Origin of the sequence: uncultured Campylobacter sp., from assembly GCF_938015785.1 — a bacterium.
Classification (GTDB): domain Bacteria; phylum Campylobacterota; class Campylobacteria; order Campylobacterales; family Campylobacteraceae; genus Campylobacter_B.
On sequence record NZ_CALLWC010000039.1, the window covers coordinates 1 to 26,125 of the forward strand.

The 26,125-nt window shown below is 48.2% G+C and carries 24 protein-coding genes and 1 pseudogene; 7 read left to right on the plus strand and 18 right to left on the minus strand.

Annotated elements, in window-relative coordinates; all coding sequences use genetic code 11:
- The first annotated feature begins 47 nt into the window (after positions 1-47).
- The gene (locus Q0393_RS05885; protein ID WP_298978635.1) at positions 48-530 is read left to right on the plus strand and encodes a flavodoxin domain-containing protein; all 483 of its coding nucleotides are present in this window, start codon (positions 48-50) and stop codon (positions 528-530) included.
- Between the two features lie 350 nt (positions 531-880).
- Positions 881-1,846: an HlyD family efflux transporter periplasmic adaptor subunit gene (locus Q0393_RS05890; RefSeq protein ID WP_298978637.1), complete on the plus strand. Its 966-nt coding sequence runs from the start codon at positions 881-883 to the stop codon at positions 1,844-1,846.
- Positions 1,847-2,328: 482 nt separating this feature from the next.
- Here Q0393_RS05890 and Q0393_RS05895 read toward each other — a convergent pair whose 3' ends face one another.
- Positions 2,329-2,772, minus strand: coding sequence for a hypothetical protein (locus tag Q0393_RS05895; protein WP_298978639.1), 444 nt, complete (start codon positions 2,770-2,772; stop codon positions 2,329-2,331).
- A gap of 336 nt (positions 2,773-3,108) precedes the next feature.
- Between Q0393_RS05895 and Q0393_RS05900 the strand changes: the two genes are divergently transcribed.
- From Q0393_RS05900 to Q0393_RS05920, 5 genes are read left to right on the plus strand one after another with little or no spacing between them, the layout of a single operon-like run.
- Positions 3,109-4,971, plus strand: coding sequence for an ATP-binding cassette domain-containing protein (locus Q0393_RS05900; RefSeq protein ID WP_298978641.1), 1,863 nt, complete (start codon positions 3,109-3,111; stop codon positions 4,969-4,971).
- Entirely contained in the window at positions 4,958-5,845 is an 888-nt protein-coding gene (locus tag Q0393_RS05905; RefSeq protein ID WP_298978644.1) for a hypothetical protein, read from the plus strand. The genes Q0393_RS05900 and Q0393_RS05905 overlap by 14 nt, the downstream gene beginning before the upstream one ends.
- Complete coding sequence (locus tag Q0393_RS05910; protein WP_298978647.1) at positions 5,842-7,458, plus strand: ABC transporter permease; 1,617 nt, start codon at positions 5,842-5,844, stop codon at positions 7,456-7,458. Before Q0393_RS05905 ends, Q0393_RS05910 begins: the two co-directional genes overlap by 4 nt.
- On the plus strand, positions 7,455-7,808 hold the full coding sequence (locus Q0393_RS05915) for a hypothetical protein (protein WP_298978648.1): 354 nt from the start codon (positions 7,455-7,457) through the stop codon (positions 7,806-7,808). The genes Q0393_RS05910 and Q0393_RS05915 overlap by 4 nt, the downstream gene beginning before the upstream one ends.
- A complete protein-coding gene (locus tag Q0393_RS05920) occupies positions 7,805-8,896 on the plus strand; it encodes an ABC transporter permease (protein ID WP_298978649.1) in 1,092 nt (363 codons plus the stop codon). The genes Q0393_RS05915 and Q0393_RS05920 overlap by 4 nt, the downstream gene beginning before the upstream one ends.
- Before the next feature lie 252 nt (positions 8,897-9,148).
- On the opposite strand, the gene Q0393_RS05925 is transcribed toward Q0393_RS05920, so the two are convergent.
- The 17 genes and pseudogenes from Q0393_RS05925 to Q0393_RS06005 form a co-directional block, all read right to left on the minus strand.
- Positions 9,149-9,967: a hypothetical protein gene (locus Q0393_RS05925; protein ID WP_298978651.1), complete on the minus strand. Its 819-nt coding sequence runs from the start codon at positions 9,965-9,967 to the stop codon at positions 9,149-9,151.
- A 150-nt stretch (positions 9,968-10,117) separates the two neighbouring features.
- On the minus strand, positions 10,118-10,762 hold the full coding sequence (locus tag Q0393_RS05930) for a hypothetical protein (protein WP_298978653.1): 645 nt from the start codon (positions 10,760-10,762) through the stop codon (positions 10,118-10,120).
- A 98-nt stretch (positions 10,763-10,860) separates the two neighbouring features.
- The gene (locus Q0393_RS05935; protein ID WP_298978655.1) at positions 10,861-11,514 is read right to left on the minus strand and encodes a hypothetical protein; all 654 of its coding nucleotides are present in this window, start codon (positions 11,512-11,514) and stop codon (positions 10,861-10,863) included.
- Between the two features lie 70 nt (positions 11,515-11,584).
- Positions 11,585-11,752 carry a hypothetical protein gene (locus tag Q0393_RS05940; RefSeq protein WP_298978657.1) on the minus strand — a complete coding sequence of 56 codons (168 nt, stop codon included), beginning with the start codon at positions 11,750-11,752 and terminating at the stop codon, positions 11,585-11,587.
- Between the two features lie 263 nt (positions 11,753-12,015).
- Entirely contained in the window at positions 12,016-12,780 is a 765-nt protein-coding gene (locus Q0393_RS05945) for an ABC transporter ATP-binding protein (RefSeq protein ID WP_298978659.1), read from the minus strand.
- Positions 12,764-13,744 (minus strand): iron ABC transporter permease, encoded by a 981-nt coding sequence (locus Q0393_RS05950; protein ID WP_298023568.1) that lies wholly within the window; start codon positions 13,742-13,744, stop codon positions 12,764-12,766. Before Q0393_RS05950 ends, Q0393_RS05945 begins: the two co-directional genes overlap by 17 nt.
- Positions 13,744-14,790, minus strand: a complete 1,047-nt coding sequence (locus Q0393_RS05955) for an ABC transporter substrate-binding protein (protein ID WP_298978662.1) — start codon at positions 14,788-14,790, stop codon at positions 13,744-13,746. Before Q0393_RS05955 ends, Q0393_RS05950 begins: the two co-directional genes overlap by 1 nt.
- Positions 14,791-15,031: 241 nt before the next feature.
- A complete protein-coding gene (locus Q0393_RS05960; protein ID WP_298978664.1) occupies positions 15,032-15,799 on the minus strand; it encodes a hypothetical protein in 768 nt (255 codons plus the stop codon).
- A gap of 374 nt (positions 15,800-16,173) precedes the next feature.
- A complete protein-coding gene (locus Q0393_RS05965; RefSeq protein ID WP_298978666.1) occupies positions 16,174-16,920 on the minus strand; it encodes a DUF4198 domain-containing protein in 747 nt (248 codons plus the stop codon).
- Between the two features lie 34 nt (positions 16,921-16,954).
- Positions 16,955-18,811, minus strand: coding sequence for a TonB-dependent receptor (locus Q0393_RS05970; protein ID WP_298978669.1), 1,857 nt, complete (start codon positions 18,809-18,811; stop codon positions 16,955-16,957).
- A gap of 908 nt (positions 18,812-19,719) precedes the next feature.
- Positions 19,720-20,280 (minus strand): hydrogenase maturation nickel metallochaperone HypA, encoded by a 561-nt coding sequence (locus tag Q0393_RS05975; RefSeq protein ID WP_298978673.1) that lies wholly within the window; start codon positions 20,278-20,280, stop codon positions 19,720-19,722.
- A gap of 108 nt (positions 20,281-20,388) precedes the next feature.
- On the minus strand, positions 20,389-21,576 hold the full coding sequence (hypE, locus tag Q0393_RS05980) for a hydrogenase expression/formation protein HypE (RefSeq protein WP_298978675.1): 1,188 nt from the start codon (positions 21,574-21,576) through the stop codon (positions 20,389-20,391).
- Between the two features lie 186 nt (positions 21,577-21,762).
- Entirely contained in the window at positions 21,763-22,860 is a 1,098-nt protein-coding gene (hypD, locus tag Q0393_RS05985) for a hydrogenase formation protein HypD (RefSeq protein ID WP_298978677.1), read from the minus strand.
- A 35-nt stretch (positions 22,861-22,895) separates the two neighbouring features.
- Positions 22,896-23,177, minus strand: coding sequence for a HypC/HybG/HupF family hydrogenase formation chaperone (locus Q0393_RS05990; RefSeq protein ID WP_298978679.1), 282 nt, complete (start codon positions 23,175-23,177; stop codon positions 22,896-22,898).
- Positions 23,177-23,998, minus strand: a complete 822-nt coding sequence (hypB, locus tag Q0393_RS05995; RefSeq protein WP_298978681.1) for a hydrogenase nickel incorporation protein HypB — start codon at positions 23,996-23,998, stop codon at positions 23,177-23,179. Before hypB ends, Q0393_RS05990 begins: the two co-directional genes overlap by 1 nt.
- Positions 23,999-24,750: 752 nt before the next feature.
- The gene (gene nikR, locus Q0393_RS06000) at positions 24,751-25,182 is read right to left on the minus strand and encodes a nickel-responsive transcriptional regulator NikR (RefSeq protein ID WP_298978682.1); all 432 of its coding nucleotides are present in this window, start codon (positions 25,180-25,182) and stop codon (positions 24,751-24,753) included.
- A 595-nt stretch (positions 25,183-25,777) separates the two neighbouring features.
- Positions 25,778-26,125, minus strand: a pseudogene (locus Q0393_RS06005) (hypothetical protein); the annotation flags it as partial.

Below are 26,125 nucleotides of genomic sequence, written 5' to 3' on the forward strand. Positions count from 1 at the left end.
AGTCTTTGATGAAAGAAATAAGAAATAGATTATTTTAAGGAGAGAAAATGAAAAAACTATTAGTTTACGCCACCAAAGGCGGCGATACGAAGGTCGTGAGCGAATACATCGCTTCAAAGCTCGGATTTGAGATCAAGGAGGCCAAAGAGCTAAATGCGGAGGATTTGGCGGGCGCTAGCGCGTTTATTTTTGCAGCTTCGACGCACGGCGACGGACAGATACAGGCTAAATTTGACGACAAATTGGAGCTTTTGAATAAAACCGATCTTGACGGACGCAAGGTCGCGCTCGTCGGCGTCGGTAACGTCGAGCGCCACGGCAACGATTTTTGCAGCGGTATGAGTGCGTTTTTGCCGGTGCTTAAAAAGGCCGATCTCATCGGCGCTTGGGGCGCGGAGGGCTATAAATTTAAACATTCGCGCGCCTTCATAAACGGCAAATTCGTAGGTCTTACGATCGATTTTAAAGGCGACGAGCACTGGCAGGCGAGGGCCGATAAATGGATCACCGCGGTTGGAGGCGAGTTTTAAATATTTCAGCTTTTGCGCGACCGAGCGAGCTTTGGGCTCATCGAGCCTAAAGCTCGTTAAATTTCCCCATTAAATTTCAAGCTCCGCTTGAAAGCGGCGCCTCCGCATTAAAATTTTAAAATTTTTAGTTTAAAAATTCGCTGTGCTTTACAAGTCGTGCCGCTTAAAATCGCGCAGATAGGCTAAATTTTATCCTCCCAAGCTCAAAATCTAGCCCGCTCGCGACGGTCAATTCAATACGGCAAATTTAATGAGATGGGTTTATAAAATCACCGCCCGAACTTCAAATATCAGCGCCGCATTAGAAAAGTTATTTTATAATAATCGCATATCAAAATTTAAGGCGATCTATGAAAAGGCTTCTAATTTTCGTCGTTTTTGCGCTGGTCGCTCTCGCCGCGGTGATCTACTTCAATCTCGATAGGCGCGAAGAGGTCGCACACAAGGCCTACGGCATCATCGACATCAGGCAGAGTTCGCTTAGCTTCGAGCGCAGCGGCCGCATTAGCGCACTTTATCGCGACGAGGGCGATTCCGTGCAGGCTGGCGACGTCTTGGCAGCTCTGGATACGGCGGATCTGAGTTTTCAAAGACAGGTTCAGATCGCGAGGTGCGACGGGCTTAAATTTAGCTTGCAAAAGCTGCAAAGCGGCTTTCGTAGCGAGGAGATCGAGATGGCGGCGGCGAACGTAAGCGCGCTGCAAAACGCCCTACAGCTCGCTACTTTGACGAACGAGCGCCTAAAGAGCCTAGGTAAAACCAACTCCGCGTCCAAGCAGCAGATCGACGAGGCGTTTTACTCGATGAAGCGCACGCAAGCCCAGTTGCAGAGCGCGCAGGCTAATCTGCGCCAGCTTCAAAGCGGCTACCGCGGCGAGGATGTCGGCGCCGCCCGTGCAAATTTGACAAGCTGCGAGGAAAATTTGAAATATCTGAACTACCAAATCGAGACGCAAAGCGTGCTAAAAGCGCCATTTAGCGGGCAGATCAGAGCGCGCCTTAAGGAGCTCGGCGACATCAGCATACCAAGCGTGGGCGTTTTTGAGCTCAGCGAAGTAAAAAACAAGCGCGCGAAATTTTATCTAAGCGAAAATCAGCTTCGCTTCCTGCGCGCCGGACAGAGCGTGCGGATCATCGCCGCGGACGGCTCTAGCGCGAGCGCAAAGGTCGCTTACGTGAGCCAAACCGCGATGTATACGCCGCGCACGGTGCAGACCGAGGAGCTGCGCGCCGATCTCGTGTGGGAGGCTCGCGCCGATTTCAGCGACGAGGACGGCAGCTTTCGCTTAGGCCAGCCGATCAGCGTGGAATTTTAACGGGCGGGCACTGTGCGCGAAATTTTAATGCATGGGTGAAATTTTAGCGCGCGGGCAGCACTTTGGGTACTGTGGGTGAAATTTGGATAGCCAAGCTCGCTGTCCGAGAAATTTTATGCAATGTTGCGCGAGCCGTGCATACGGTGTGAACCTGATGAAATTTTAAAAACGCGCTTCGAGGCGGAATTTAAACGGTGCCTGTTCGGCAGGGCAGGGCGATAAATTTTTGCTGCGCCTAAAAATGCATCGTCTCGGCGGCGATAAAATGTTGCGCGCTTAGAACGAAGCCGTACAAAGGCGGCGTAAATTTTATCGCGCAAGTTTGCGCGAGCCGGCGGGGGCTTTGGATAAAAGATCGGAATTTTGCAGCGCGGCAAGTAAAATTTCGGCGAAATTTTGGCGCAAAGCAAAGCGGGTAAAATTTTAAAATTTGCGGCTCGGCGGAGAATAAGCCGGGCGGTAGAGCGGGAGCGGGCTTTGTTTTAAGCAGGCGTTTTGCGATAAACGAACGGCGATTGAACCGAGCGTGGACGGCAGTAAAATTTCACTACGAAACAAACGACGCGATTAAATACAGGTTGCGAGCGGAGGTGAAATTTTACCCCAAAAGGTGCGGTAGCCAAAGTCGGTACTATGCTAAAGAAAGCCGATAATAGGTAAAATTTCGCCAAAAAGCGCGGCAGCGGTAAAATTTCATCGCAAGAGGCGCGGCGCAGATAGAGGGCTCGGCGCTCACGTGTCGCCAGGTGTTTGAAAACTCGTTTGGGTTTTGAAGCGAGTTTATCGCGGATACTCACGGGCTGTTTCATGTTTTGGAGACCGCCCCACTCATGCATATCGTTAGCGGCGCGGCTAGCCGATGCGATATGCACGCGCTCAAGACGGATCGGGCGGCGCGCGGAATATTCGGCGCGAGCCGTAAGCAACGCCGATCGTGCGGGCACTCGAATTCGAGCGGGCGATTGCAGGGCGCCCCGACGCGATAGAGCTTGGTTTTACGCGCTTGCGGTAAGTTGCGTCGAATTTATGCGAGGTTTGGGCGAAATTGTTCAACGTGCGACGCGAAATTTAAAGCGTGCGGCGGCTGCAGAACCGAGATGCCGCGGCTGTCACAAAACTAAGACGCCGTAGCGGTCGCAAAACCAAGACATTTCGGCGGCTGCAGAAGTAAGGCGTCGCGACAAAGAGCGCCTTTTAGGCGTGCGTAGGTCTCGTTCGTCGCGCCAAGCGACGGGGCGAGTAAATAAAATTTGGAGCTAAGCTTGGATCTACTAAATATCGTAAATTTAAAGAAATTTTATCTGCGAGAGGATCGCAGCAAAAACGTCGTTTTTGAAAATTTTGATTTGAGAATCGACGACGCGCCGCGGCTCATCAGCCTCACTGGTCCCGACGGCGCGGGCAAATCCACGCTTTTAAAGCTCATCTGCGGCATCATCGCGCCCGATTGCGGCGAGATAAAATTTGCCGGCTTCACCCCTAGCGGCGAAAATAAAGAATTCGTCCGCGCAAACGGCTATATGTCGCAGAGCTTGGGGCTTTACGAGGAGCTTAGCGTCTGGCAAAATTTAAACATTTTCGCGGGCCTAAAAGGGCTCGATCTAAAAGACGGCGAGGAGTATCTGCGCGGGCTTTTGCGCCGCGTAGGGCTTTTGAGCTTTAAAGATTACGCCGTGGATTCGCTCTCCGGCGGGATGAAGCAAAAGCTCGGCGTCGCCTGCGCGATTGCGGCTCGTCCGCGGCTTTTGGTGCTTGATGAGCCGACCGTCGGCGTCGATCCGCTCTCGCGCAGCGAGCTGTGGGCGATCGTGCGCGAGTATCTGGATCAAAGCGGCGCGAAATGCATATTTTCGACGGCGTATTTCGACGAGGCGGCGGATGCCGATCTGACGCTGATTTTGCTCGGCGGCAAGATCATAGCGCAGGAGCGCGCGGCAAATATCACTGCGGCGCTGCGGGACCGCACCTTTCGCATCGACGGCGAGGATTATCAGAGCCTGGCGCGCCACTTGATGTTTAAGACACAAAGATTTTTAAAAAACTCCCCGCTCATCGACATCTGCCCCAGAGACGGCAGCGTCGATCTGCTAAGCGATGAGCCGATAAGCCTGCGCGATCTGCAGGAGTTTTTAAACGCGAGCCTAGAGGGTGACGGTGAAAATACAGAGCGCGAAAACGGGGGCAGCGAAAATTTTAAAATTTTAAATGAAAGCATAAAATTTGACGAGGGCATTAAATTTAACGAAAACGGAAGCGCTAAATTTAAACTCAGCCCGCGCGAGGCGAGCCTAGAGGATGCGTATATTTTTTTAAACAAAGCGGAGATCGGCGCGGCGAACTTCGGCTACGAAAAAAGGAGCTTCGATGCGGCTCAAACCGTCATCAAAGTGCGCGACGTGAGTAAAAAATTCGGCTCATTCACCGCCGTGGAAAATACGAGTTTCGAGGTCAAAAAGGGCGAGATTTTCGGCCTTCTGGGCCCAAACGGCGCGGGTAAGACGACGACTTTTCGCATGATCTGCGCGCTTTTGGGGATGAGCGGAGGCGAGATCTCGGTCATGGGCGAGGATCTGCGCTACGCCAAATCATCGATCAGATCGCGCATCGGCTACGTCTCGCAGAAATTTTCGCTTTACAAAAAGCTAAGCTGCTATCAAAATTTAGAGTATTTCGGCCGCAGCTACGGCATCGGCGGGGTAGCGCTGAAGCGGCGCATAGAGGAGCTTTTGAGCGAGTTTGGCTTGCAGCGGCTGCGAAACGAGACGTGGCAAAACCTGCCGTTCGGCGCGGGGCGCAACCTCAGCATGGCGTGCGCGCTCATCCACCGCCCCGAGATTTTGTTTCTCGACGAGGCCACCAGCGGCGCCGATCCGCTCTCTCGCAGGCTCTTTTGGAACCGCATAAATGCGCTCGCGCGCACCGGCGTGAGCGTGATCGTGACGACACATTTTATGGAGGAGGCGGAATATTGCGATCGGTTTTTGATCCAAGATCGCGGCAAAATCCTGGCGCTGGGTAGCCCCGACGAGGTCTGCGTGCAGCACGGGCGGCGGCTTAGCGTGCAGCAGGCCTTCATAAACGAGGTGCAAAAATTTAGAAGCGAGGCGGGCGATGAGAGCTTTTGATCTAAATTTTACGCGAGCCGCGAGGATTTTTGATCCAAATTTTACGCGAGCCGGGCGAAAAGCTGCGCGCCCGCGCGATAAAATTTTAAGCGGCGCAAGGGTCTTGCGGGGCGATGAAATTTTAAACGGCGGCGGAATTTTGAGCGACCGGGCTTTGAGCGTCGGTGAAATTCTAAGTGGCAGTGGAATTTTAAACGGCGGTAAATTTTGGATCGATAATAAAATTTTGAAAGGTTGCGAAATTTTAAAGGGTGTAGGAATTTTAAACGATCGTAAAATTTTGCGCGGCGCCGAAGTTCTAAACCGAATGTCGCGCGGCAGGACACGGCGCGGATTTAGTAGACGGATACTGCGCGAGCTCTACGCAGAAGCGAGCCCGCTTCGCCTGCGCCGTAAATTTCAAAGCGCGAGCGGCTCGCAAACGGATTATAAATTTAAAAGAGCGACCACTCTGCAAACAGATCGCAAATTTAAAATGGCGGTCAGTCTGCGAACAGCTTGTAAATTTAAAACCCCGATGCAAAAATTTCATCGCGGATCTTGCGCCGCCGCGGAGCTTTTGCGTCAGAAATTACGCAGCGAGATAATGCCGCGGTGCATAAAATTTCAAAGCCCGCCGTATGCGATCAAGCGATTAAAATTTCAGGGTGCGATGAGTAAAATGGGCACGAGCAGTCCGTCTGTGCCGTTAAAATTTCAAATCTCGGTTGCCGCACTTTCGCAATTAAAATTTGAGGGCGTACCAAATGCGATCACGCGGCTAAAATTTCAGGGCGCGATAGCCACAGCCGCATTTGCTGCGCGATTGAAATTCGGGTGCCCGCCGCGAGCGGCGCAGTGTCGTAAAATCCGAGTACAGGGGCAGGTCGGATGAACTTTACCTTTTTAAAAATCCTCGTAAAAAAGGAGTTTGCGCAGATCGCAAAGGACCGATCGGCGCTTGTGATCGCATTTTTGATGCCGCTAATTTTGGTCGTGATCTACGGATACGCGATGCGGATGGACATCAAGCCCGTCAAAGTGGGCTTCGTAAGCGATCTGGGCTCCAAAATCGAGCGGGATCTGCTCGGCGGATTTTTGGGCTCAAAATACCTACAAATCCGCGTTTACACGGACTTAGAGAGCGCGAGGAGAGATTTTAAGGCGCACGAGATCGAGAGCATTTTGTATTTTGATCCGCGCTTTGCGGCGAAATTTCAAAGCACTTTGGGCGGACTCGGCGGCGCAAATGGCAGCATAAATTTAAACCTCTCTAGCGACGACAGCTCCTCCACGCGCGGCACAAGTGATATCCAAAACGTGAGCAGCGCCGAAAATTTCCGTCCGCTTGAGGACGACAGCGCGGGCGCTAGCACGGAGAGCGGCATAAACACCTCTGCAGGCGGTACCGGCGCAAGCGGGGAGAGTTCATACGGCAATGGCGCAGCAGCGAGCGGCAGCGGAGTAAATTTAAGCGGCGCGACTGCAAATTCCGGTAGCAGCGCGAGCGATATGGGCGCAAATCAAGGCAGCGTAAATTTAATCGGCGGCGCAGGCGATACGAATACAGACCCTATCGACGGCGCGGACGATCTCCAAAATACGAGCGGCGGCGTCAATGCAAACCCTTCCGCTAACGGTGTAGGCGGCGCGAGCGGCGCTGCAAATAACGGTGGCAGCTCAAGTAATGTAGGAGGCGGTGCGAGCGGCTCGAATAAAGACGGCGCCGAGATTTTCCTTATCCAAAATGCCACGCAGTCGCAGCTTGCGCTTCTTAGCTACGTTTACGTTGCAGGCGTGATCGAGCAGGTTTTGGCGCAAGATTACGGCTTTTTAAACGCAAATTTAAACGCCGCAGCAAGGCCCGTAAGCGTGAATTATCGCAGCTGGTTCAACGAAGCCAACGAATCGACGTGGTATCTCGTATCTGCCGAGTACGTGGGGATTTTGGGGCTCATCTGCCTATTTATGGTCGCAGTCGTGATCTCGCGCGAATGGGACCGCGGCACGATCGCCTCGCTTTACAACTCCAACGCAAGCGCGCTTGAGATCGTCACTGCCAAGGTCGGCGCGTATTATTTCCTAGCGCTTTTGGGCGGCGCGATGACGCTCGTTTACGGGCAGACGCTTTTGGGCATCCCGATCCGCGGCAGCGTGGCGATGCTGCTGGCGACGCTTTGCGTTTTCGTGTTGGAGATGACCTGCCTAGGCATGCTGATCTCGGCGATCTGCAAAAATCAATTCCTGGCGCAGGAATACGCCATCGTCATCGGCTATCTGCCCGTGACGCTGCTTAGCGGCATGATATTCGATCTGCGCGGACTGCCCGCGGCGGTCAACTTCATCGGGCACCTGCTGCCGCCCACATACGCGGTCGAGTCCTTTCGCATCTGCTTTTTATCGGGCGGACAGAGCGCGACGCTGTGGGTAAACCTCGCCATTCAGGCGCTCGGAGCGGTTTTATTTTTCAGCTTGTGTGTGCTTAGCGTAAAAAGGGGTGCGCGATGAAATTTTTAGAATTTCTAGACGCGAGGAGCTTTGGTTTGCAGGCGGCGGAGCGTAGATTTGAAATTTTTAAATTTCTTAGCGCGAAACGCTTTAGCTTGTGGGCGACGGCGGAGTTTTTAAATTTTACGCCAGCGTCGCACAATGGATTTGAAATTTTGAAATTTGTGCCTGAACCGCTGCGCAATCGGTTTGAAATTTTAAAATTTACGCTCGCGCCGCATAAATTTAAACCCGCGTCCATTCCGTTTTTAAATTTTATTTTAAATTTCACTCCGCACGCCAGCGCTTCTAAATTTGAAAATGGCGTTAAATTTAAAGCTGCCGCTAAATTTAAAAGGGACGCGCGATGAACGCTCTGCGAAAATCACTGCTTCGAATTCGCGCACTGATAAAAAAGGAATTTTTGGCGATGTTTCGCGACAAGGGCACGCGCATGGTGCTGATCGTGCCGGTGCTGGTGCAGGCGATCATATTCGGCTACGGCGCGAATTTTACCCCCGAGCAGGTGCGCTACGCGATTTTGGACGATGCCCGCGATGCGATGTCCACCGCGTTGGTACAGCAGATCGCCGCTACGCCGATGTTTAAGACTGAACTTGGCTGCAAAGACCTAACTTGCCTGCGCCGCGCCGTAAGCGAGGGCGAGGCGATCATCGGGATCTATTTCGGCGGCGATTTTGCGAATACGCACGAGATTTTGATCATCGCGGATTCGCGCAATACGACCTTGGCAAACACCGTCATCGGTTTCGTGCAGGCCATAGTGCAGGAATATAACGCGCAGCATTTTGTCAATTTAATCAGCATAAATCCGCGCTATGTTTTTAACGAAAACACGATCACGCGCTACACGATCATGACGGGGATGATTTTGGGACTTTCGATGATTCAGGTGCTGATGCTATCGGCGTTTAGCGTCTCCCGCGAGCGCGAGGAGGGGAGCTTTGATATGATGCTGATGACGCCCGCGAACCCGCTTGAGATGCTAATCGGCAAAGCCGTGCCGCCGGTGCTGATCGCGATCGCGCAGGGGCTCGCGCTGTTTTTGATCTGCGTATTTTACTTTGAAATTCCATTCCGCGGGCGCTTTGCTCATCTTTTTGCGATCATCGCGATCTTTAGCGCCTGCAACGTAGGCATCGGCCTCGTGATCTCGACCGTCTGCAAAACCTCGCTACAATCGGTCGTGAGCTCGTTTTTGTTCCTGCTGCCGTGCATTATGATAAGCGGGCTGATAACGCCTGCGGACGCGATGCCGCGGTGGTTTTACTACATCGCGCACCTAGATCCGATGTATTATGCCAATAACTGCATGTGGCGGATCTATCTGGAGGGCGCGGGCCTGGGCGAGCTGTGGCATCTCATCGTGCCACTGCTGCTGATCGGCGCGGGCACGATGGCGCTGGCCGCGTCGCTTTTTAGAAATAAGCTGGACTAGGGATTTAGATCGGAATTTTAGTTTAGAATTTTGGCTTGGATTTTGCTTCGTAGGAATTTTTGGATTGAACCTTTGCTTAAAATTTTAAATTGATCGCGGATTTCGGCTTGGAATTTTGCCCTAAATTTTGCGTGTTCGTAGCGGATAAAATTAAATCAAAATTCCGCGTCTCCGCCCGATGCGTCGCGCGTCGCGATAAATTTTGCGCCTTAAATTTTAAAAATTTTGCGAAATTCCATCTTGCGAGTAGAGTTAGAATTTAAATCCAGGGTTGCCCGGGCGTCTTGCGGCGGTCGTATCATCTGCGCTCGCCTTGGAAGCAGGCATATTTGCGGTATCTGCGCTCGCCTTGGAAGCGGGCTTTTTCGCATCGTCCGCGTCCGATTTCTTAAAAGTGGCGAGTTTGCTGTAAATGCTCGGTTTTTCGCCGTCCGCGCCTAGCTTGGCGCCGTCAAGCTCGCTAGAATTTTCCGCGCCGCATAACCTTGCGGGGTTGAATTTTATCCATGCTATGATTAGCAAAATCCCCGAAAACGCCGTTACCAGCGACGCTGCGATTAGATACGGCAGCGCGAGGATTACGCCTATTTTAGCTAGCGCGCCCGATACCGCTTCGCAGGGCCATGCCACGGACACCACTATGCCGTAGATTTTAAATAAATCCACGCCGCTAAGTGTGGCTAGGCGGCAGTTTAATACGCCCCAGATTATCACCGCCGCGCACGTCGAAAGGACGTAGAGCAGGGTGTAGAGTAGATCAAGCATCGCGCCCTCTTTTAGCGCTACTACCATGGCGCAGTAGCACAAAATCGCGACGATCGGGATACTTTCTATCAGCCTATAGGTCTTAACGAAGCGCACGCCTAGCGCCTTTTCTAGGCAAACGAAGCAGTCGTAAAATATCGCTAGCGTCGCTAGTAGCGCTAAAACTCTAAAAATCGCGACCGCGTCCTCGTCTATGCTGCTTACGCCCACCGTGCCGCTTATGCCGATGCCTAGCAAAATCACGGCGCCTAAAACTCCGCGGAATTTCGCCTTGCGAAGCAGATCTTGCTTTGAAATTTCTTTCATTTTTATCCTTTGAATTTTCTAAATTTACGCGCTATCTTGCGGCTTTGCTGCTGCGGCGGCGCGCTTGACATTGCTATAACAGCGCGGCTTGGACGTTGCGGTTTAGACTTACAAAAGCGCGCGGTCGCTGCAAAACGAAAGCGCTTTGGCTTAGGCGAGCTTTTCTATCTTGCTCCAAGCTAGCAGATGCACGATGCTAGTTATTATCAAGGCAGCAAACGGCAAAAATTCCTTCAATGACGCGATAATTAAAACCGCATCGGAATCGCCAATTTGCGGCTTGGAGGTAGCCAAACCGAAGGGCCCTGCGCCACATAGCCAATTTAACGCGAAAAAGAAGGCGCAGAGCCACACGTAGATCCGAAAGGTCATCACGCCGCTTACGCGCGCCAAAGAAAAATTTATGCGAAGCCACGCTACGATTATGTAGATTGCGGCTGCGGGCACCGCTAAATTCCATATAGTCTCTTCTATCATCTCTTTTATCGTTACTTCTCTGTAACAACCTGCCGGATAAAATAACAGAAGCGCCACGAAGCAGATGCAGACAATTACGCAGTTGCGGTAAAGCGCTGCCGCCCTTATGCCGCTAAGCATTGAAATTTTGCGGAGCGCTCTTAGCCTATAAATCACCGAGAAACAGATAAGAGCGATAAAAATTCCGCTGATGATTACGAACATTCCGCCCGAAACAAGCCCTATCGCCTTAAAAACCACGAGCACCACCGCCAAAAGCAGATCGATGCCAGTGCTGATCATCCCCTCTTTTCTTGCCTGAGATACGAGATCTTGCATACATAAGCCTTTTTGAAATTTATCTCGAAGTGTAAAACGCTAATCAAACCGAAAAGAGCGAAATTTTATCGTGACAAGAGATTTATGAAATTTAAAATTTAAGCCTCCGCGCTTATCTTTTCTATCTTGCTCCAAGCTAGCAGATGCACGATGCTAGTTATTATGAGAGCGACAAACGGCAGGAGTAATTTAAATAATATGGCGGTGATAGTCAAAGCCGAGCCCGGGTCAATCTGCCGCTCGGAAAGAGCTAAAGCAATGACCGTTGCGTTACATAGTATGTTTAGTACGAAAAAGATGACGCAGAGCCACACGTAGGTGCGAAAAGTACTCACGCCGCTTACTCGCGCCAAAGAAAAATTTATACGAAACCACGATACGATCACATAGGCTGCGGCTGCGAGAAAGATTAGAATTCGCGTTATTTCTCTAAAATGAGACTGGTAAAAATACATACACGTCGTGGTACAGATGCAGACAACTATGCAACTACGGTAAAGTGCTGCCGCGTTTGTGCCGCTAAGCGCCTCAATTTTGTTAAGCGCTCGTAACCTGAAAATCACCGAGGCGCAAATAAAAGCGATCAAAATTCCGCTAGCGATATAATTTGTCATCTCGTCGTCAAAGATTCTTGGTCTGTCGAAAGAGATAAAGCCTACCACAATAAAAACTACGGGTAGCGCTGCTAAAAACAGATCGATTCCAGCGCTAATCATCCCATTTTTTCTTGCTTGAGATACGATATCTTGCATATTAAGCCTTTTTAAAATTTGCCATGAAGTATACATAAACAAACGTAAAGCACAGATTAAACTGCGAAGTTTAAAATTTCAAAATTTCATCGCAGCCAAATTTCGTTGCAGACAAGCACATGCTGCGGAATTTCGGAATTTCATCGGAGCGAGCATAAATTCCGTCACTGGATTTTAAAACGAAATTCCGCCTGTGGATTTGCGGGGCAGAATTTCGCGGCGGAATTTCAAATCTCAAGCGCGGCATACTTTCATCGCACGTTTCGCAAACCGGCAGGTCGCAGGTAGAATTCCGCTATGAGATTTCTGATCGGAATTCCCCGCGGCAAAATTTCACTATGGAATTTAGACTGGAATTCTATGGCAAAACCTCGATATAAAATTTTGATCGGAATTCCAAGACGGCATTTTAAGACAAAATTCCGAGATTTAAATTTAGATCAGGGTAAAATTACACGATTTAAAATTCCACGCCGATTGACGAGTTGCTTTGTCGCGCCGCTACTTCACCTGCGCGCTGAAAATTTGCGTGATGCTGGGGATTTGCTCGCCCGCAACGTCAAATTCCGCCGTTTTGATCTGCACGCCATAGAGCGAGCTAAGCGCGACTTCAGTTAAAATTTTGTTGCTTGCGCCGTAGTTGTAGCTAAGATCATTTCGCAAGATCAGTGTGCGATCGGCGACTGCAAGGGCGTGGTTAGGCTGGTGAGTAGTAAAAACTATGCTCGCATCGCTATTTGAGCGCAGATTTGCGATGAGGCTTAGCACGCGGTCTTGGTTTTTGATATCAAGCGCGCTGGCAGGCTCGTCCAAAAACAGCACGTCGCTGCCGCTAGCTAGGGCTCTAGCAAAGAGCACGAGCTGCCTCTGCCCCCCGCTAAGGGCGTTAAAGCTGCGCTTTTGAAGATGGGCGACACCTAGCGTTTCCAGAGCGTCAAGGCAGATTTGAATATCCTTTTTGCCCGGTTTTGAAAAGAGCGAGATCTCGCGTACCCGCCCCATCAGTACGATGTCAAGCACGCTGTAATCAAATGCGACGTTAAAGCTTTGAGGCAAGAAAGCAAATTTTGCCTTGCGTACGATCTCGCCTTCTTTAGGCTGTAAAATCCCCATCATACACGACATTAACGTACTTTTGCCTTGCCCGTTTAAGCCCAAAATCGCTAATGTTTGAGAGCTGGCAAGCTCGAAGTTTAAGTTGCGAAAGCAGAATTTTTCCGCCTCGTAGTAAAAGCCAGCATTTTTTACCTCAATTAGATTTTGCATTTTTGGCGCTCCTTTTTAGAAGTAGGGCAAAGATTGGGCTTCCGATGAGAGCGGATAGAATTCCTAAAGGAATTTCGGCGCTACTTAGCGAGCGAGATAGATCGTCGATTGCCAGCATAAAGATCGCTCCTGCGATGAAGCAGGCAGGCATTAGCTTCACGTGGTCGCTGCCCGCGATGAGCCTGGTGGCGTGCGGCACTACAAGACCTACCCAGCCGATATTTCCGCTGACGCTAACTTGTACGGCGATCAGAGCGGTGCAAAGCGCTAGGATAGTGCAGCGCAGAAATTTAACGTCCACACCTAGCACGCGCAAATCATCATCATTTAGGCTGAGTAGATTAAACCGCCATCTCAGCGCGATCAAGACTGCAGAAGCGGGCAGGGCGATCGCGCACATCAAAATTACTTTATCATATCCTGCGCTTACGAAGCTTCCTAACAGCCAAAAAACGATATTAGGCAGCACTTCCTCATCGTCTGCCAGATACTGCACCAAGCTCGTAAGTGCGGCAAATACGCCGTTAATGACTATACCTGCTAAAATGAGTGAGAAAATATCAGCGCGTGCTACGAATTTTGCCAAAAGATAGAGTAAAAATAGCGCCGCAAGCCCGAAGCAAAATGCAAAACCCGCAAGCCATAAGCCGCTCAATCCTAGCAAGATACAAAGCGCGCCGCCGAATGCCGCTGCAGTGCTAACGCCTACGATGTGCGGGCCAACGAGCGGGTTTTTAAATACCGCCTGCAAGCTCAAACCCGCGATAGCAAGCGCTCCACCGCAAAGGCTGGAGAGTAGAATGCGCGGAATTCTAACATCCATCATCACACTTTTGGCAGCTTCATCGCCGCCTCCGCTAAAGAGAATTTTAAAAATTTCTTCTAACGGTATATGAAACTGCCCGCTAGCGAGCGAGATTAGCGCCAGCACTACCCAAAAAAGAAGCAGGATTACGTTTAGCATTATTTTTGATATTTGACGCGGTAAAATTTCTCGTAGAATTCCTCTACTTTTTTATCAAAGTTTGCGTCCTTAAAATTTTGCGGATAAAGTTTCATCGCAAGCCATTCCTCACCAAGCGCCATCGCTTCGGCAGTCGGATGACCCCATGCTTCAACGAATTCGGGCATTAGATAAATTCTATCCTCTTTCACGGCGCTAAGACCTTTTAGCGCGGGGTTTGCTTTAAGCTCGGCAGGTACTTGAGGATAGCGGTTTTGCACTAAGATAATCTGCGGATTCCATGCTAAAATTTGCTCCGGCGAAACCTGCTTGTAGCCCTTTATATCTGCAGCGGCGACGTTCGTCGCGCCCGCCCTTGCTAACATTACGCCAGTATATTTGCCACTACCGTAGGTCGTAAGATCGGGATTTGCCATATAAACTCTAGGTCTTTTATCTACGATAAAATTGCTAAATTTGGCATTTAAATCAGCTTGCGATTTTTTAACGAAATCTATTAGTTCAGCGGCATCCTTTTCGTGATTACTTAGTTCGCCTAGAATTTTAACCCCCTCGTAAAAGCCCTCATCGTAAGCAGCGAAGCTATCGCGTTCATCTTTAAAGGTCGGATTTAGCTTAGCTTTTTCCTCTTGTGCAGAGCTAAAAAACGAAATGCCTACGACTGGGATTTTTAACTCCTCCATTTTAGCGATATATTCTTTAGGGAAGTAGTTTACCACTACGACCGCATCAGGTTTTAGACTAAGCAGAGCTTCGTAATTGACATCTTTGATATCACCCGGATTAGGTAGGTTTTTAAAACTCGGTGCCAAGCGATTATACTCCTTGCCTAGGCGCTGCTCCCAGCTTTTTAGGATGCCTACGACCTTATCTTGGGCGTTGATTTCGTTTAAGACATTGAGTGCTTCGTGGTGTAGCACGACGATACGATTTACTTGATCCGGGATTGTGACCTTGCGACCGAGCTGATCGGTAATCGTGCGATCTGCAAAAGCCAGGCTAGCGCAAAGCGCTGCACCAAGAAGGATTGAGTGAAGTTTAAGCATTTTTTCTCCTTGAAAATTCCGCAAAATATGCGGGATTAGAATAGCGGAATTATAGCCGATCGGCATAAAATCCAGATAAATTTTTATATAAATTTCATTTTGTCGTGGGGGATTTCAAATACTTTTGCAAGTCGGAATTTTGTGATTTTACGCAGAATTTTGCTAGTAAAAATTTTTGCCCTTCATATCTAGGCTAATCGGATACTGCCCGATACCCAGCGAAACCGATTGGTTTTTTGATTTATTTTGTAGGCGTCGTCCATAAGCTTTTATTCCAAAGCTCCGCACCCGAAATCCCTTTAACCCTAATCCAAGCGATAATTTCTAAAATTTCAGATAAAAGGATTATCGCGAGTACCATGTACGCTGCAGTTGCACTACTCATTTCCGGCAGTTTAATAAACGAATTGATGATTTCTACAAGTACTAAAGATATAAAATATAACCACGCGTAAGCATAAAAAATTTTACTCTTAGTGGCTTCTCCTAAGTAGCAATATACTATTGCCGAGGCTATGGTGCTGACAATCTTAAACGCTGTAATCGTTACATACCAAATGGTAACAAATTGCGTCTCTTTAATCTCTATAGAGTGATTAAGTCCTATGGCCATAGCCGCTAAAATGCAATAGAATGCCTCCACGAAAGAACCGCCTCGCTCGTGTAAGGTATAATCTAGAGTCTCCAAGCTCACAATATTATTATTCATAGAATGTGGTAAAAGTGAAATAAATACGATAGCCCAAAGCACTCGGGCGATAAAGTTAATCAAATACGCCCTAAATACCTTGCTAGCGGAGATATCCGAGATCATTTTGGTTGCCGAGAGTTTAAAAATCATCGAAGCGAAAATTATGGCGACTATTGCGGCAGCGGCGGCGAAAAACACTCTCATCGTAATGCCGTGCAAAAACTCGCAACAAACCCAAATGATCAGATAAGTGCAGATTGCCAAAACGCTAGAGGTTATACCGCGAAATTTTATGGCGTTTAAAGTATCACGCTTCATTTTTTGCCTTTAGATTTTTAAAATTTTATGGCGGATTATACTTGCGGGGTTTGAAATTTAGATAAATTTTAGAGCACGAGTGGAATTTAAATAAAGCGAAATTTTGAATTAAATTTAATTTTTTGGTTTTGAACGAGGATTGTTTCGGGCGAATAGGCACTAGAAGCTGAATTTTAAAAATATGCGAGCATTTATGAAAAAGTGAGCATTCAAGCTAAAATTGAAATTTTATCAGGAAGGCTTGTCGTAGTACAATGCGCAAATCGCGACGAGTTAAAAGCGCAGCCTACGCACGCAACCTCTAAAGTCCGCGCAATATAGCGTACCCCGGCTTTTAAATTTAATAGCCGGAGTAAAATTAGAGTAAATTTAAACTATTTTACCTCAAAAGCAAATGACGCGATGATCGTCTCTTCGTCGCATTTTTTTGGATCCGAAAATGCGAGTTTATTTCTTGCTTTTAGTATCCAAGGGCCCGGCTTTAGCGCCATTACCTCGATTTCGCCCTTATCGTCAGTCATACCATAAAATGCGCTCATATCTTCCAGAAATCCATCCGGCGCACCTTCAACTGCGGCATTTGCAAGTGGTTTGCCTTCAAACAGCACTTTAATTTTAAACGGCTTATTGGCTTTGAAATTTACCGGATTTTCTAAAGGTACGAGCTCTAGTCGCTCGCCCACGGGCTTAGTTATGAGATCGCCTGCTTGCGTGTTGATTACGCCCTTTGCGAGCATAGTGGCGCGACGGCAAAATTTAGCGTTTTTGATCGTATCTTTCGTGCCGCCCATATGCCATTTGCCGCTTTTATCCTCGGTCCAAAAGGTCGGTTTGTATTGCCCGGTGATGACATAAACGTCGCTTGGCTGCTTCTCGCCTTCAAATTTATAATTTTCGCTTGTGCGTTTCAGCTCGATTTTTTTGCCGTTTTTGTCGGTAACGATCGGGATTTCGAAATTGTTTTCGCGCTCTTTATCGATCGGCTCGCACGTCGCAAATCCGTCACCAAAGCCGATTTGAACTCTTAGCTTGTCATCGTTTTGTCCTGCTAGCCAAAAATCATGCGCGCCTGCTACGCTAAATGCACCTAAAACTGCCAATGCAGCTAAACTTTTCCTCATTTTTCATCCTTTCTTTTAATAAAATTTACTAAATTTAAAAACTATATCTTACGCCGACGCCGAGCGTTCTGCCTTTGCCATAGGTGATCAAGACATTACTCGCTCTGTCGCGTATGTGCGAGAAATATTCTTTGTCGGTCAAATTTTTGACGTAAAAATACACATCAAAGCCATCTTTTAGGTAGCCTACTTTTGCATCCGCCGTAAAATAGCTCTTTTGGGCTAGCTTATTTTGAGCATCGAAGTAGGTCTTGCCTATCATATTTCCGTCCAGTCTCGTATAAATTCCCATCGGAGCGTAGTATGACGCGCCCAAAGAGAGCTTATACTCGGGGTTTTTCTCGATTTTATTACCTTTATTATTCGTGCCGTCTTTGTTGATATAATCTCCGTATTTGGTCTTTAGCAGACTTGCGGCTAAATTTATATCAAGCTCCTTGCTCGCTTTTGCGACGCCTTCAAATTCCACACCCATAGATTTTGATTTATCGGCGTTTGCGGTTGAGTAGATGTTGGGGTTATTGGGGTCGGTATAAAATATATGCGTGCCCTTGATGTCCATATAAAATAGCGCGGTAGAAAATCTAAAGCTCTCATACGAACCCTTTACGCCAATCTCGTAGTCATCGCTCGTCTGTGCGTCAAATTTATTATCCTCTCTACTGCCGCCGGTGGTGTAGAAATTAAAACCGCCGGCTAGATAGCCCTTCGAATACATCGCGTAAATATTTAGCTCGTCGGTGATATCGTATCCAAGTGCGATTTTTGGCAAAAACGTCCTAAATGTCGCTTTTTCGTCCATCGAAAACGCGGGCGCACCGGGATTGTGTCCCAGCTCGTATGAAAAGTAATCGACCTTTGTGTGTTTTCTGATCTGCTGATACCTACCGCCAAGCGTAGCATCAAATTTGCTCGTGATCGGATAGATGATCTGACCGAATACCGATGCTGTCTGCGCGCGATTGATTGAAGGCCAATCCTCGACTATCGTCCTACCGCCGTCGCCGTATTGGTCGCCGATCGGGCCGAAGACTTGCTTTTCGTTTTCGTAATAAAGTCCACCAACCCATTTGAAGCTTTGCTCGCCTACGCTACTAAATCTAAGCTCCTCGGAGAAGGTATCATTTTTAGAATTTAAAAATGTAATTAGCCCGTAGTGATCGGGGTCGAGATAGGTTATTTTACTACCGAAATCCTCGTCGTAAAGCCCGTCTTTTTTGGCTCTACGAAAGGTCGTAGCCGAGGTCGCGTCAAATTTGTCAAATTCATATTTTAGATCTAACGCTCCCGAGCTAGAGGTTTGCTTTACGCGAGCGGGAGTTTCTAAGTTTATATGCTTGGCTTCGCTTTTTGAGATATTGCCAAATCTCGATTTTGGGATAAAAAGCTCGTCGAGCGAGTCGTCCTGGCGGTGAAAAAGGTCGCCGTAAATTTTAATCGTAAAACGATCGGTCGGCACTATCTTTAAATTTAGTCCGAAATTGTAATTTTTCTTGTCGTTGGCTTTATCTCCGTTTAGATCGTTGATGATCCAGCCGTTTTCTTTGGACGCCGAGCCGTTTAAGCCTAAAAATAGTTTATCATCAATCAGCGCGCCGCTGGTTTCAAAAAGATCTAGCATGTATTTGTGCGAGCCGTATTCGGCACCGACGCTGCCACTCCACTCGTTAGTCGGTTCTTTTAAAACGATATTGATGATGCCGCCGATTGAGTCTTTGCCGTAGATCGCACTGCTAGGACCTCGCAAAACCTCGACGTGATCAATATTTGTAACGGGGATATAGGCTGCGTCTTTGTTGCTTTGTGCCACGCCGCTGACATAGACCGTAACGGGGTTAGAACTCGTATATATCGAAGGATTGAGCCCTCTAGTACTGATGCCCTCGTACATCCCGCCACACCGGTAATGTTTGGCATAGTTTTTACCAGCTCCTCGACGTTTTTGACTTCTCGTTCTTGTAGCTCAGTATCACTTACGACGCTGATACTTTGTGGCACATCCTTTAAATTTTCACTTATTTTGTTTGCGGTAACTTCTACTTCGCCGAGATTTACGCTTTGCTTAATTTGTTCGTCGGCTATGGCTGGATTTGCGGCGCTCAATAAAAGTAGGGCGGCTGCAGCTTCAGAGAGAGAGAGAGAGTAAAAACTTTCAAAATTTAACTCCTAAAATCTGATAAAATTTTCGCGTTATTATATCAGATGAGATAATCATTGTCAATACTATTACAATATTAAATTAATGTAGAATATAAGTATGATTTATATTGAATTTAATGTTGCAAATTTAGATACAAAATAGGGCAATACAATAAACTTATTATAATTTAAACAAATACGTTCATAAAATTTATGGAAATGATGCAAAAATTAATAAAATCAAAAAATTCATTTTTATAAATCGTTTACTACATAGAAATCATTAATAGGAAAATATATATCAGTAGTTCATCATTTTTCAATTTTTTGGAGCAAAAGTACTACATTTCTAGATATTCTATATTGAAAACTATAATTTTCAAGTAAAAATTCAATACGAAATTAACGTATAATTATATGAATAATTTCATGTATTTTTAACGCATTCGATGTTTTTATTAATGGTTTTTATTAGAAGAATTTTTACATAAATCTATATTTGATAATTTATGTGACTTCAAATGAAATCAGCAAGACGATGTGCTTTCTGCAAGAATTAAAATAGATAAATATCTGAATTGAGTGGAAATGAAATTTCGCTTATGGTAAGGAGTTTAAATTTGAAATATGGAGAAGTTATGCGCCTAAAAACGCCCTCTTTTATTCAATAACCAGGCGCATTAGATACATATCCTCGCCGTCGATTACGCTGATTTCGGAGCTTTTGCAGCTCGGACAAGAAAAGTCATTCTGCATCAAATCTCCGCTAAAACCGCAGTTTTTGCATTTTACGACAATCTCTTGGGTATGAATGATAAGATCCGCATTTTCGCAGACGGTGCCTACGCGAAAGACTTCATAGCAGTTTTGCAGATAATGCGCCTCCACGCCGCTTAGTCGCCCTATTTTTACATGCAGCTCCCTTACCTGCGGACTTTTCGAACTAAATGCATCGTAAGACGCCTGTGGATTTGCATCTAAATTTTTATAAAAATCGCCGTTTTTGTCGTTCGAGTCCGTATTCGCAATGCCCGTATTTTCGGTATTCTCGGTGCCCATGCCAGTATTCGCGGAATTCGTATTTTCATTGGCGGTATCGTCGGCGATGTCACAGCTATTTTTATCGCCCTGCTCGGCCGCGCCTTTTTTATTTGCTTTTTCGGCATTTAGCGCCTTTTCACATAGCGCAACAAGATCCGCTACGATCGATAGTTCATGCATTTTTTCCTCTAAATTTTACGGCCGCGCCGTATTCTATACGAAATTTTGTTATAAATTTAAAAATACGCTTGAAATTTAGGCTTAAATTTGCCGAATTTGCACGCAAATTTAACAAATCCGCGGCAGTAGTTCGCCTTTCGGAAGCTCCAAAAATCGCTGCGAGCCGTAGGCGTTTTGCAAAATCACTCGCCCTTTTGCCGCATGCGGAGTTTGAAATTGCCCCGCCCTATTTTCTGATACCGCGCCCGCGTCACTCACATCCACAGATCCATCATATGCACTAGGTCTAGGCGTCAAAGCGCCCTTAAATTCGCCTTTGTCGTGCCCTACTTCGCGTACCTCGCCGATGATTGCGGCGTTTGCGTCAAATTCGCGCAGTATCTCAAGCGCCCGATCCGCCTCGGCATCATCTTCTACGATCGCTACGAAAGTTCCTTCGTTTGCAAGCTCGTACGGCTCAAAGCCCAGCAGCTCGCACACGCCCACTACTTCGTCGCTGATTTTGATATCCTCTTCGCGCACTAAAAATTCAAGCTCGCTGGAGCTTGCGAATTCGTTCAAAACCGCGCTGAGCCCGCCGCGCGTCGCGTCTCGCATCGCCTGGATTTTCACGCCTTGCAAGATCAGCTTTTCGACCGCAGCGCAAAGCGGTTTGCAGTCGCTTTGTAGCTCGCTGTTTAGCGCGATCTCGTCGCGCGCCGCGAGTATCACCGCCCCGTGCCGCCCGATGTCGCCGCTAAGCAGGATTTTTGCGCCCGCTTTGATGTTTTGCACGCGCGCAGGTCGCAAAACACGGCCGATGCCGCTAGTGTTGATGAAAATTTTATCGCATTTGCCGCGCGGCACAACCTTTGTGTCGCCGCAAACGATACGAACGCCACAGCTTCGCGCAGTGCTAGCCATCGAGTCCAAAATGCGTCGCAGATCGCTTAGGCTAAGCCCTTCCTCGATGATGAGCGCGCAGCTTAAAAACAGCGGCTTTGCGCCTACCATCGCAAGGTCGTTGACAGTACCGCAAACGGCGATCTTACCGATATCGCCGCCGTTAAAAAACAGAGGCGTGACGACGAAACTATCGGTGCTGAAAGCTAGCTCACCGTCGAAACTAGCCGCCGAATTCAGAGCAGAGCTCGGCGTCACGCGGTCAAAATCCGCCCCGGCGTCTAAATTTAGTATCGCGCTGTCGTTGTTGGCGCGCAAAATTTCATTATCAAACACCGCAAAGATCGTCTCGTTGATGAGCTTATTCATCTCTTCGCCGCCGCCGCCGTGGCTTAAAAGTATAGTTTCGTTCAAATTTTTCCTTTTCACTCGGTTTTAAAATTTTAAGCCCGTATTCCGCAGCCGAACAAGCCGTGCCGCTACGGCGCCGCGCAAAATTTTAAAGTAAAATTTAGCGCGACGTTTTACTTCGGTTAAAATTTTAAAGCATGACTTGTTTTTAAAATTTACGCTCTGCTAGCCGGATACTGCGCGCAAAATTTAGCCCGCGTTTTTGACGTCGCCGTATTTATAGTATGCCGCGCATGCCCCTTCGCTTGAGACCATGCACGATCCTATCGGGTTTTGCGGCGTGCAGTGCTTGCCGAAAACCTTGCAATCATAGGGGCTTTTTTTGCCGCGCAAAATTTCGCCGCAGATACAGGCCTTGCTCTCGGGAGCGCTCTGTACGCTGCAATCAAACTGCACCCTGGCATCCAGCGCCGCGTACTGCGGGCGCAACTTCATGCCGCTTTTTGGAATTTCGCCGAGCCCTCGCCACGGAAAATCGCAAATTTCAAAATATTTATCTATCAAATTTTGCGCTTTTTGGTTTCCGCCCTCTTTTACGACGCGCTCGTATTCGTTGAAAACCTCGTAGGTGCCGGCGTTTTGCTGCTCTACCAAATTTAACACGCCCGCCATTATGTCAAGCGGCTCAAATCCGCTTACGGCGATCGGCTTTTTGTAATCCCGCGCTATGCTCTCGTAGGCCTTTGCGCCGGTGATCACGCTTACGTGGCTAGGCCCTAAAAACGCGTCTATCTGCACGTCCGCGTCGTCTAAGATCGCTCGCACGGGCGCGGGCACTGTTACGTGGTTGATGTGAAAAAAGAGATTTTTTAGTCCCAGGCTTAGCGCCTTATCGATCAGCACGGCACTCATCGGCGTCGTCGTCTCAAAGCCGATCGCAAAAAATATCACCGTTTTTTGCGGATTTTCCTGCGCGATCTTTATGCAATCAAGCGGGCTATAAAGCGCTCTGATGTCGTGCCCCTCGCTGCGCAGCTTCTGTAAGCTTGTGTGAGAGCCCGGTACGCGCAGCATGTCTGCTAGAGTGCAAAAAATACTCTGCGGCATCGCGGCGAGCTTGATCGCCTCGTCGATACGACTGCGCGGCATTACGCACACCGGACAGCCGGGGCCGTGGATAAATTTTATATTGTCGCCGACCAGGCTCGGAAGCCCGAATTTCATGATCGAGTGCGTGTGTCCGCCGCAAATCTCCATAATATTTAGCGGCTTTTTGCTTTTGGAAATTATCAGCTTGCTAAGCGCTAAAATCAGCTCCTTATCCCTAAAATCCTTGATTAGATCCATTATTTACCTTAAATTTTACGGGTTTACAAGCCGCTTTAATTCTCTGCGCCGGCTCTCGGCTCTATGCTTTCATATACGGAGCTCTCTTCCGCCCTCATCTGCTTTGCAATCTGCTCGTAAATTTCGATACTCTCCTTCGCTCGCTGCGTATCGATCTTCTCCATCGCAAAGCCCACGTGGATCAGCACGTACTCCCCGACTTCCGCGGGCTCGGGAAGCAGATCCAAGCTCACGCCGCGGCGCACGCCCAGAGTCTCCACAGTCGCGAAATTATTTTCGTCGATCGAGATAATTTTTGAAGGGATTGAAAGACACATTAACGAAATTCCTTCTTGTATTGTAGGAATTTCAGCCATTTTTCCACGCCCTCGCCGCTTTTGCTATCAAGCGCGATGACGTCGGCTTTCGGATTGAGTTTGTGTACCTCGCGCACTACCTCCTCCATATCGAAGTCAAAATGCGGTAGCAGCGCTGTTTTGGTGATTACGACACAGTCTGCGCGGCGAAATATCACGGGATATTTTGCGATTTTATCGCTACCCTCGGGCACGCTTAGAAGCACTACGTTCAGGTGCGCGCCTACGTCAAATGCCGCAGGGCAGACGAGGTTTCCGACGTTTTCTATGAAAACCAGATCCAAGCCTTTCGTATCGATATGATGAAGCCCCTCGTGAACCATAAAGGCATCCAGATGGCAGGTTTCGCCGGTGCTGATCTGATGGGCCTGCGCGCCCGCTTTTATGATGCGATCGGCGTCGCGGTTAGTTTCCAGGTCGCCCTCGATGACGCCGATTTTAAATTTGCCGCTTTTGATAGTGGCCTCAAGTAGCGTCGTCTTGCCGCTACCGGGGCTACTCATCAAATTTAAGCATAAAATTTTATCCTCATCCAGATGGGCTCTGTTGTGAGCGGCCTCCTCGTCGTTGGCGCTTAAAATTTTACTCATCACCTCGATCGTCTTGGCATCGCTGATAGCGACATTTGCGTGGATATGATCGTGCGCGTCGTGCTCGTGATCGACCCCAGCCTCATGCATATGGGCGTGGGAGTGGACGGTGCCGTCCGCGTGGGTGTGGAGATGCTCGTGCGAATGAGCGTCATGAGTATGGCCTACTGAACAGCCGCAATCTTTACACATTTTTTATCCTTGGAAAATAAATTTTGCGCGTAAAATACCACGTTTTTGCTTTAAACGGCGTAAATTTGATAAATTTTGTATCGAAGTGCAAAATTTTATGAAATTTAATGAGGCTTGAAATTTACGTGCTTCGTTTTCGTCTAAATTTAATGCGTTGTTTACGAAGGCTCGCCGCCAAATTTAAAGTTTGCGAGCAAAGATGCTGTTTTAAATTTAATCGCCTGCTCACAGATTGCAAAGCTGCACGCCGTAAATTTAGGGCTGCGCGGCTTTGCAGCGGGCTCAAAACAATAAAAAGTCGCCGTAGATAGGAGCGCGAAATTCAGGGCTTGCGAGCTGATTTTACCGGCGCCCTACAATCTCGCGCGTGCTCTCTCCGGCGTGCCGAACATCGTCGCGGCGACCATTTTCATATCGATTTTGCGCTAGTTCGGTTTTGAAAATGCGGCACGAAAGCGGCTCCTATAAAATTTAGTCGCGAGCTGTGCTGATCTCGCGCCAATGCGTAAATTTAAACCCGCGGCAAGAGCGCTTTTGATTAAAATTTATAAAATTTCGCACTCGCCGCGCAAATTTAAACAAATTTTATTTGCACGCCTTGCGTAGCCGCCCTACCCGAATTTGCTACTTGACCTCAAAATCGCGCTGCACAACTCGCAAAAGTCGCGCAGCCTACGTTTAAATTTAGAAGCACATAAATAGAAGCGCATAAATTTAGCGCGACGCGCTGTTTTTAAAAACGTGCAAAAGCTCTACGCTTCGGTGATAATCGCCTTTACGAGCTTGGAAAATTTCACCCCTTTTAGCGCGCCGATTTTGGCGCTGAGCCGCTCGATTTTTGAAATTTTATCCCGCATCGTGATCTCCTCGAAGCAGTGGCGCTCGTCGATGTGAAAGTGGCTGGTGCTGACGATGGTGACATTTGCGTGGTGCTCGATCTCTACGAGCTGCTCGATCAGATCGCTTTGGTGATGATCGTAAGCGATGCAAAGCACCCCCACGCAGTCATCCTCGCCATCTCCGTGAAGTACGCCCTCGACCATCTTTTCGCGTATGAGATCGCGGATAAACTCGCTGCGGCTTAGGTATTGCTTGGCGCGCACCATCTCGTCGAGATCCTCAAAAAGCTTCGTCGGCAGCGAAATGCTAAATCTTACGGCGCTCTCTTTTTCCTCTTTTTTCATAGCTCCCCTCATTTCGCGTATTTTGAACGTAATTTTACCGAAATTCCGCTCAAATAGTAATAATTTTGCGCTAATTTGGCTTATTCTTTAAAATTTAAAGCTCCAAAGCATCGTACGTATTTTGAAATTTTGCTCGCGATTTCGCGTTGTATTTTAGTGCTAGCGCGATAAAATTTACCGGTGCTACGTTATTTTAAATTCTACCCCATTGCGATTTTGCGTCCAAATTTTAAAAGTCGGGCGCTAAATAGCGTCTTAGCTTGAGATTTGCGCAGTATCTACCACGCGCTGCGGTAGAATTTTGCATCGATTGCCATAATAGTGCGCCGTGACGCTATGGCAGGCAACGGCGCGCCGTTAAATTTTAAAATTTAACGTTTTGGCTACGACATATGAAGACGGCAAGGCGTAAATTTGTTCGCTGATTTTGCGATTTTAGAAAAACTAGCCGCGGTGGATTTTATCGCCCGTAGCATTAGAATTTACGCAAAGAGCAGGCAGGGTGCAGAGCCATCAAATTTAGCGGCGAGATGAGACTAATAAATTTTACAAAGAGCGAGCTTAACGGCTATAATTGCGTTTTTTGTGGACGAGCTTAGCGCGAAATTTCGCTTAGATACGCTGCGAGCTGCCCGTATGCGATGCCGCTGTCGTTGCACGGGATCTCGCGATTTAGATGAAATTTGATGCCCCGCGCGCGCAGCTTTTCGCACGTAAGATTTAGAAGTGTGGCGTTTTGAAAGACCCCGCCGCTTAGCACGACCTCCAGCCCCGCGCCCTCGGCGAAATCGGTGATGAAATTTGCGATGGCGTTTATAAATTTCGTCGCGGCCAAGCGCGGCTCATCGCTCAAAGCCTGCAAAAACGCCTCTTCGTAATCGATCACGTAGCATTCGCCGCCAAGGCTCCACGGTGCCTCGCCATCTGAGGAATTTGCCGCGGC